Annotated in this window: 7 protein-coding genes; 1 reads left to right on the top strand and 6 read right to left on the bottom strand. The window is 67.7% G+C overall.

Features of this window, described 5'->3' with window-relative positions; genetic code table 11:
• Window positions 1–60: 60 nt before the first annotated feature.
• The 6 genes from ACOJTB_RS05865 to ACOJTB_RS05840 all read right to left on the bottom strand — a co-directional run bounded on the left by ACOJTB_RS05865 (window position 61) and on the right by ACOJTB_RS05840 (window position 7,857).
• Window positions 61–1,200 (bottom strand): ATP phosphoribosyltransferase regulatory subunit, encoded by a 1,140-nt coding sequence (locus ACOJTB_RS05865; protein WP_420101583.1) that lies wholly within the window; start codon window positions 1,198–1,200, stop codon window positions 61–63.
• Window positions 1,201–1,449: 249 nt separating this feature from the next.
• Window positions 1,450–3,021, bottom strand: a complete 1,572-nt coding sequence (gene hisS / locus ACOJTB_RS05860) for a histidine--tRNA ligase (protein WP_420101582.1) — start codon at window positions 3,019–3,021, stop codon at window positions 1,450–1,452.
• Between the two features lie 185 nt (window positions 3,022–3,206).
• Window positions 3,207–4,577: a glycolate oxidase subunit GlcF gene (gene glcF, locus ACOJTB_RS05855; RefSeq protein WP_420101581.1), complete on the bottom strand. Its 1,371-nt coding sequence runs from the start codon at window positions 4,575–4,577 to the stop codon at window positions 3,207–3,209.
• A gap of 4 nt (window positions 4,578–4,581) precedes the next feature.
• The gene (locus ACOJTB_RS05850; protein ID WP_420101580.1) at window positions 4,582–5,214 is read right to left on the bottom strand and encodes a DUF2585 domain-containing protein; all 633 of its coding nucleotides are present in this window, start codon (window positions 5,212–5,214) and stop codon (window positions 4,582–4,584) included.
• Window positions 5,214–6,401 (bottom strand): glycolate oxidase subunit GlcE, encoded by a 1,188-nt coding sequence (gene glcE, locus ACOJTB_RS05845; RefSeq protein WP_420101579.1) that lies wholly within the window; start codon window positions 6,399–6,401, stop codon window positions 5,214–5,216. The genes ACOJTB_RS05850 and glcE overlap by 1 nt, the downstream gene beginning before the upstream one ends.
• Window positions 6,402–6,420: 19 nt before the next feature.
• Complete coding sequence (locus tag ACOJTB_RS05840; RefSeq protein ID WP_420101578.1) at window positions 6,421–7,857, bottom strand: FAD-linked oxidase C-terminal domain-containing protein; 1,437 nt, start codon at window positions 7,855–7,857, stop codon at window positions 6,421–6,423.
• A 226-nt stretch (window positions 7,858–8,083) separates the two neighbouring features.
• Between ACOJTB_RS05840 and ACOJTB_RS05835 the strand changes: the two genes are divergently transcribed.
• The coding region (locus ACOJTB_RS05835) for a LysR family transcriptional regulator (protein WP_420101577.1) at window positions 8,084–8,911 on the top strand (828 nt) is incomplete at its 3' end.

The following is an 8,911-nucleotide window of genomic DNA, read 5'->3' as shown; positions in this document are numbered from 1 at the left end:
CGTTTTCTTGCAGGCGCCCCTTGGAGGGAACGGCCAGGACGAGCGGTGCGTCGGTCCGGCTCATGCGGCAGCTCCTGCTTGGGCGGGCGCGGGCAACCGGTCCAGCCAGATCGAGGCACCGACGGCCGGCACGGACCGGGCCGCGCCGAGGCGGCCGAGCAGCGTGTCGTAGCGGCCGCCGCCGGCCACGGGCTTGACGTTGTCCCGGGGGGGATCGTGCAGCTCGAAGATGAAGCCGCTGTAGTAGTCGAGATTGCGGGCGAAGCCCGGCGTGAAGCGGATCGCGCCGATATCGACCCCGCGCGCGGCGAGGAAGCCGGTGCGTTCGTCGAAGGCGTCGAGCTCGCGGCCGAGATCCAGCGAGGCCTGCTTGGCGAGCGCCCGCAGGCTGGCGGAGGCCGCATCCGGATCGCCGGACACGGCCAGCACCTGGCCGAGCAGTGACCTCACCTCGTCGCTCACCGGGTTCTCGCGCTCGGCGGCGCGAGCGAGGAAGCGTTCGGCGATATCGGCGGCGCTGCGCCCGCCCACGGTCGAGATGCCGGCGATGGAGAGCACATCCTCGACGAAGGCGCGCGCAGCCTTGGGGTCCTGCCCCTCCAGCGCCTTCAGCAGGCCGGCATGGGCGGTCTCGCCTTCGCCTGCCGGCGGATCGAGCGCGGCCACGGCCTCGGTGCCCCTGCCCTGCACCAGCGCGCGCACCAGGCGGCGGCGAGCGCCCTGCGGCACGGCGAGGCGGTCGAGCAGCGCGCCCAGCAGGGCGACATCGCCCATCAGGATGCGCGGGTTCGTCAAACCGAGCGCGGCCACGGCCTCGATGGTGAGGCCCATGATCTCGGCGTCGGCGGCGGTGAGATCGTCGCGGCCGAAGGATTCCAGCCCCGCCTGCAGGAACTCGCCCGGCTCGCCGGAGCGCATGCGGAAGACCGGGCCGGCATAGGCATAGGCCGCCGGCTCGGCCGTGCCCGAGGCGATGTGATCGAGCGCGACGGGGATGGTGTATTCCGGCCGCAGGCACCAGTCCCGGCCGTCGGCATCCTGCGTCATGAAGATGCGGCGGCGAATATCCTCGCCCGACAGGTCGATGAAGGCCTCGGCGGGCTGCAGGATCGCCGGCTCGGCGCGGGCATAACCCTCGCCTGCGAGGAGCGCGATCACGGTGTCGATGCTGGCACGGCTGGCGGGCACGGGCGGTCTCATCCTGTTACGCCGGTCGTCCTATCAGCGACGCGGAGGATTTTCGAGGGATTTGAGGGAAATGGGTGAATGGGAATCGAGGCCTCGACCGAGAACCCTCGCCCATAGGGAGAGGGCAGGGTGAGGGGTCGGCCGTTGGACAGAAGCGCAGAGGCCTCACAGCGGCGCCCCTGTCGGGTTTGCGCGCCACTGGTTCAGAGGCCGACACCTCACCCCTGCCCCTCTCCTTCCAGGAGAGGGGTTTCCCGCGCTCTACGAGTGGCGCGCGAGCACCTTCCTGACACCCTCGACCAAACCCGCCACCGGCACCGAAAACTGCGCTTCCGCCTGCTTGGCCTTGTGCTCGGCGGAATCCTTGACGTCGCGGCTGGCGGCGGCGAGTTCGGCGCCGAGGACCAGATCCTTGATGACGACCGTGCCGGCCTCGCGCTCGGAGGAACCCTGAATGATCGCGCAGACCGCGCCACGCCGGTCGGCATATTTCATCTGGGCGTTGAAGCCGGAGGCGCCGAGATAGAGGTCGGCGCGGCAGAGCGGCTTGCCGTTCTCGCCGGTCGCCTTGCGCAGCTCCGAGACGAAAGCCTGATAGCCCGGCATGAACTCCGGCGACTTGTTGTCCATCGCCGTTACGACGACCAGCGGCAGCTCGGCCTTGTTGTCGACGATCGGCGATTTCACCGCCTTCAGCGCGGTGTAGAGCCGGGAGACCCCGATCGAGAAGCCCGTCGCCGGCACGGGCTCCGGCCGGAAGCGGCCGACCAGCCCGTCATAACGCCCGCCGCCCGCGACCGAGCCGAAGCGCACGACCTGCCCGTCATCATTTGTGACCGGGAAGGTCAGTTCGACCTCGTAGACCGGGCCGGTGTAGTATTCGAGACCGCGCACGACGGAGGGGTCGATCCGGATACGGTCCAAGCCATAGCCAGCGGCTGTGATAAGCTCATGTATTGCATTCAGATCCTCCATGCCGGCTTGGAATGAGGGGTTCAGAGCAATCTTCGAAACAAGCGCCTGCATTTCACCGACCCCACCGTCTGTGGGCGAGAGCGATCCACCGCTGATTTGTACAGTGGTCACTCCAAAGGCGTTCAAGACTGCATCCGTTTGAATCTTGGACAGCCCCGCACCCTTCGTAAAATCCCCGCTCTCGTCCTTCCGGCCCTCACCGAGCAGGAGCCGCACGCCCTCCGGCCCGAACTTGTCCAGCTTGTCGATCGCGCGCAGCACCGTCAGCCGGCGCCCGGCATTCTCCTCGCCACCGAGACCGATGGCCTCCATCACGCCGTCGAGCACCTTGCGGTTGTTGACCTTGACGACATAGTCGCCGCGCTTGATGCCCAGCGCCTCCATGGTGTCGGCGGCGAGCATGCAGATTTCGGCGTCCGCCGCGACCGAGCCGGCGCCGACGATATCGGCGTCGAACTGCATGAACTGGCGGAAGCGGCCCGGCCCCGGCTTCTCGTTGCGGAAGACGTAGCCGGCGCGGTAGCTGCGATAGGGCTTCGGCAGCGCGTCGAAATTCTCGGCGACATAGCGGGCGAGCGGCGCGGTGAGGTCGTAGCGCAGCGAGAGCCACTGCTCGTCATCGTCCTGGAAGGAAAAGACGCCCTCGTTCGGCCGGTCCTGATCCGGCAGGAACTTGCCGAGCGCGTCAGTGTATTCGACGAAGGGTGTCTCGACAGGCTCGAAACCATAGACCGAGAAGCTTTCGCGGATGACCGCGAGCATGCGCTCGGTCGCGGCGACATCGGCCGGGCCACGATCGACGAAGCCGCGCGGCTGGCGGGCCTTCAGCTTGGCGGAAGCGGGCTTTTCGGCGGACATGGGCGAACTCTGGCGGTCAACGGAGGATTGAAGGCGGGTTAGACCGTGCGGACGCAAGGGGCAAGCCGCAGAGCGTCATTCTCGGGCGAAGCGCAGCGCAGACCCGAGCATCCCGCGAGGCGACGGCGCCGGAGCCGCATTCGGCGGGAGATGCGCGGTCAGCCCGAGGATGACGCGCCCTCGATTCACTCCGCCGCCAGCACCTGCTCGCGCAGCGGCCGATCCGCAATGCCCGCCCTTGCCAGCTTCTCCGGAAGCGGGCCTCCCGTAGCCCAGTCGAGCAGTTCGGCAGTGTGGACCACCGGCGTCGTGGCGCCCTTGTCGGCGAAGCCTTTCGCGAGCTGAGTCATGCAGCCGATATTGCCGGTCGCGACCAGAATGGGCTTCGTCCGCTCGATATGGCCGATCTTGCGCTCTCGCAGCTGGCCCGCGATCTGCGGCTGCAGGATGTTGTAGATGCCGGCCGAGCCGCAGCAGATATGGCCTTCCGGCACCTCCTTCACCTTGAAGCCGGCGCCGTTCAGCAGGCGCTTGGGCCCGTCCTTCAACTGCTGGCCGTGCTGCATCGAGCAGGCGGAGTGATAAGCGATCGGCATCGCGACATCGCGGACAGACGCCAGCTCCAGCGTCTCCAGGAATTCGGTGACGTCCTTGGCCAGCGCGGAGACCCGCGCCGCCTTTTCGGCATAGGCCGGCTCGTTGCGGAACATGAAGCCGTAATCCTTGATCGTGGTGCCGCAGCCGGAGGCGGTGATCAGGATGGCGTCGAGCCCCTCGCCATCGGCCTCGGCGAGCCAGGCATCGATATTCGCACGGGCGAAGCTCATCGCGTCGTGCTCGCGGCCCATATGGTGGACGAGCGCGCCGCAGCAGCCCTCCCCTTTCGGCAGCACCACCTCGACGCCGTGGCGGTTGAGAAGGCGGATCGTCGCCTCGTTGATCGCGGGGTCGAGCACGGGCTGGGCGCAGCCGGTGAGCAGCGCGACGCGCCGGCGCGCTTGTCCCGGCGGGGGAAAGCTGCGCGGGCCTTCCATGGCCGAGCGGGTGGGCAACCGCGCGGGCGCCAGCGCCAGCATCGCCTTCAGCCGCTTGCCGAGGACCGGCACCAGGCCGAGCACCGGGGCCAGCGGCTTGGCGAACAGCGCCGCCAGCATCGCGGCGCGGAAGCGGCCGGGATAGGGCAGGATCGCCGCCAGCACCCGGCGCAGCTGCCTGTCGTGCCAGGAACGCTGATAGGTCTCCTCGATATGCGCGCGGGCATGATCGACGAGGTGCATATAGTTCACGCCCGAGGGACAGGTCGTCATGCAAGAGAGGCAGGAAAGGCAGCGATCGACATGCTTCACCACCTCGGAGGTGGCCGGCTTGCCGTTCTCCAGCATGTCCTTGATCAGGTAGATGCGCCCGCGCGGGGAATCGAGCTCGTCCCCCAGCAGCAGATAGGTCGGGCAGGTCGCGGTGCAGAAGCCGCAATGCACGCAAGTGCGCAGGATCTTCTCCGAGGCCGGCATGCGCGGATCGGAGGCGAGGCCCTCGGGGGTGAAATTGGTTTGCATGGTGTCAGGCCCCGCCCTGCCAGGCTTTGATCCAGTCCATCGGCCAGAGCAGCATGATGACGTTGAGTGTGAGGTTGTCGCGGATCAGCCAGCCGACGATCAGCTCCATGGCGAGGGCCCCGGTCACCGTCAGCCAGACGGGTAGAGCCCAGGCGATCAGGAAGCCGAGCACCATGGAGAGGATGTCGCTGACCGAGTTCAGGACGCTGTCGCCGTAATAGTCCAGCGAGATCGTGGCCGAGCGGTAATGCTCGATCACGGCCGGCGAATTCTCGAGGATCTCCCAGGCGCTCTCGACGACGATCGAGAGCAGCAGAGCCAGCCCGAAGGAGATCGGCAGGCCGGTGACGCGGCGGATCAGCCAGAACAGCCCGTAGAACAGAAAGCCGTGGATGATGTGCGAGAAGGTGTACCAGTCCGCGATGTGCTGGGAGTTCTCCGAGGACTGAACGGTGCCTTGCCAGAGCTTGATCATGCCGCATTTGCAGATCGGCTCGCGGCCCATCCAGAGCAGGATGCCGGCGGCCGCCGCGATCAGCAGCACGCCCAGCGTAGCCACCGCCCACGGCCTCAGGCGGTTCGGTGCCCAGCCGGGGCGTACGGCAGCGTCTGGCAGAACGGTTTCGGCGAACGCCATCACATCCCCACATACATCCGGCCGGGCTCGAAGATGCCGGCCGGGTCGAAACTGGTCTTGATGCCGGCGGAGAGCCGCATCAGCGGCTCCGACAGCGGCTGGAAGACATCCACTTTTGCGCGCAGCGCATCGGGCGCTCGCACCAGCGTGGCATGTCCACCCACTTGCTGAACGGCGGAGCGGATGCCGGCGCCGCCGGCATCGCCGACAGCCGGAATCCGGAGCCAGACGAGCCCGCCGCCCCAGTCATAGAAGCAGCGCGCGGCGGGCATGGCCTGCTTGATCGCGGCGACCACGGGCGGGGCGTCGTAGGGCTTCAGCGAAAGCCGCCAGACCGCCTCGCCCGAGCCGGCGAAGAAGGCGGCATCGCGGATCATGTGCCATGGCGCGGCGACGGATTCGCCCTCAAGCAGATCCGAGGGGCCGTAATCGCCGAGCAATTGCGCGAGTTCATTGGCGCGATAGTCGATCGATTCCGCGAAATTCTCCAGCCTCAGCAGGGTCAGCGCCTCCTTGCCGGCGATGCCGGCCGGCAGATGTGCAGCCGCCATCGGCTCGAAGGGAGAGCCCAGCGCCTTCGATAGCAGGCCCACCGCCACCTCGTCGGACAGGCCGCGCCATTGCAGGGTCGCGATGCGCTCCGGCTTCGGCAGAACGCGGAAAGTGACCTCGGTGAGGAAGCCGAGGGTGCCGTGGCTGCCGGCCATGAGCTTCACCAGATCGAGCCCCGTGACGTTCTTCATCACGCGCCCGCCCGATTTCACCAGCTCGCCGCGGCCGTTGACCAGCCGCACGCCGATCAGGGAATCGCGCGCGGCGCCGGCATTGATCCGGCGCGGGCCGGAGATGTTGCAGGCGGCGATGGCGCCGATGGTCGGCTCGCCCTCGCTGCCATAGAGCGCGCGGTGGTCCATCGGCTCGAAGGGCAGCATCTGGCCGCGTTCGGCCAGCGTCGCCTGCACCTCGGCCAGCGGGGTGCCGGCGCGGGCGGAGATGACCATCTCCGCCGGCTCGTAAAGCGTGATCCCGGTGAGACCGGCGCTCGACAGGGTGCTCGCGCCCTGCGGCGGACGGCCGAGCCCCGCGCGCGTGCCGCCGCCACGGATCGACAGCGGAACCCGCGACTCGACAACGGATTTCACGACGGCGCAGGCCTGCGCCTCGGTGGTGGGGGTGTGCGTGATCAACGAAGCGCTCCGCCCTCTGTCACGCCGCCACCCGCCCCTCGAGCGGGAAGACCTTCGCCGGGTTCAGCAGCCAGCGCGGGTCGAACACCGCCCTCACCCGCATCTGCTGGGCGAGGTCCGCTTCGTTGAACTGGACCGTCATGAGGTCCCGCTTCTCGATGCCGACGCCGTGCTCGCCGGTGAGGCAGCCGCCGACCTCGACGCAGAGTTTCAGGATGTCCATGCCGGCATCCTCGGCCTTCTGCGCCTCGACGGGGTCATTGCAGTTGTAGAGGATCAATGGGTGGAGATTGCCGTCTCCGGCGTGGAAGACATTGGCGACGCGCAGCCCGTAGCCCTTCACGATCTCGTCCATGCGCTTCAGCACATAGGGCAATTGGCCGGTCGGGATGGTGCCGTCCATGCAGATATAGTCTGCGATGCGCCCCGTGGCGCCGAAGGCGGATTTGCGACCCTTCCAGATCGCGGCGGCCTCCATCGCCGACTTGCTCTCCTTGACCGTGCTGACGCCGTGCTCGCGGGCGATGGCGACGATGCGGGCGAGCTGGGCGTCCATCTCGGCGTCGGAGCCCTCGACCTCGATGATCAGCAGCGCCTCGACATCCATCGGGTAGCCGGCCTTGGCGAACGCCTCGCAGATCTCGATGGCCGGCTTGTCCATGAACTCCATTGCGACCGGGATGATGCCGGCGCCGATGATCGCCGCCACCGCAGCACCGGCCTGCTCGCTGGTGGGGAAACCGAAGAGAACCGGCCGGGCGCCTTCCGCGGCCCGCAGGATGCGCACAGTCGCCTCGGTGACGATGCCGAGCTGGCCTTCCGAGCCGTTGATCAGGCCGAGCAGATCATAGCCCGGCGCATCGAGATGGCCGCCGCCGATCTCGACGATCTCGCCTTCGAGCGTGACCAGTGTGACGCCGAGGACGTTGTTGGTGGTCACGCCGTATTTCAGGCAATGCGCGCCGCCCGAGTTCATCCCGATATTGCCGCCGATGGAGCAGGCGAGCTGCGATGACGGATCGGGCGCATAGAAAAAGCCCTCGGCCGAGACGGCGCCGGTGACCGCTAGATTGGTGACGCCCGCCTCGACCCGCGCGATGCGGTTGGCATAGTCGATCTTCAGGATGCGGTTGAGCTTGGAGACGCCGATCACCACCGCGTCCTCCTGCGGAATGGCACCGCCGGCGAGCGACGTTCCGGCCCCGCGCGGCACGACGGGGATACCCTCCTCCCGGCAGAAGCGCAGCACGGCCGCGACCTGTTGCGTCGTCTCCGGCAGCACGACGGCGAGCGGCATGCGGCGATAGGCTGTCAGCGCATCGGTCTCATAAGGCCGGCGTTCATCGGCGCTGGTGATCAGCGAGGCCGCCGGCACGAGGCGGGCGAGTCCGGCGATGATCGCCTCGCGCCGCGCGATGATGCCGGGATCGGGAACGGGAAAGGCGATGGCGGACATGGGTCACTCCTGAGCCCCGCCTTCAGCCCTGCTTCTGAGGAGCGAGCGAAGCTCGCGTCTCGAAGGATGCTCCAGAGCTTACTGGGAACATCTATCGAGACGCCGCTGTCGCGGCTCCTCAGGATGTGGACTGAGGATGGACTTCACAGACTAGACCAATTCGAGACCGCTTTGCACCGTCATCGAAGCCAGCCATTGTTTCCAAAACGGAAAAGGTGGACCACGAATGGACCGGTTCGGCGATCTCGATGTCTTCGCCCATGTGGTGACGGCGAAAAGCATGTCGGCCGCGGGCCGAGAGCTTAACCTGTCGCCGGCGGTGATCTCCAAGCGCATCCGCCGGCTGGAGGAGCGGCTGGGCGTCAGGCTGCTCCAGCGCACGACGCGCCAGCTCGCCCTGACCGAGGCGGGACAGGGCTTCTACGAGCGGGTGGTCTCGATCCTGTCCTCGATCGAGGAGGCCGAGGCCTGGGTGTCGAGCGGAGCCGGCCAGGTGCGCGGCACGCTGAAGGTCTCGGCCCCGACCTCCTTCGGGCGCCTGCATGTCGCCCCGCATCTCAAGCGCTTTCTCGATGCGCACCCGCTGGTGGTGGTCGAGCTGGTGCTGTCCGACGCCTTCGTCGATGTGGTGGGCGAGGGTTTCGACGTGGCGCTGCGGATCGCCGATCTTCAGGATTCCAGCCTCGTGGCAAAAAGGCTGGCGCCGAACCATCGCGTGCTCTGCGCGACGCCGGGCTATCTGGCGATCCATGGCGCGCCGGCGACGATCGCCGATCTGACGCGCCATGTCTTGATCGCGCACAACGCCGACCATTGGCGGCTGGACGGTCCGGAAGGAGCGGTACAGGTCAAGGTCACCGGCCCGCTGCGGACGAATTCGAGCGAGGTGGTGCGCGAAGCCCTGCTCGCCGGAGTCGGCATCGCGCTGCGCTCGACCTGGGATGTGGGGCCGGAGCTGAAATCCGGCGTGCTGCGGCGGGTGCTGCCGGATTATGCGGTCGGCTCGCGGGTGGCTGTCTATGCGGTCTATCCGAGCCGGCGGCATCTGGAACAG

Origin of the sequence: Allobosea sp. (genome assembly GCF_048595345.1) — a bacterium.
Lineage (GTDB): Bacteria > Pseudomonadota > Alphaproteobacteria > Rhizobiales > Beijerinckiaceae > Allobosea.
This window is presented reverse-complemented; position numbering and strand designations above follow the sequence as displayed.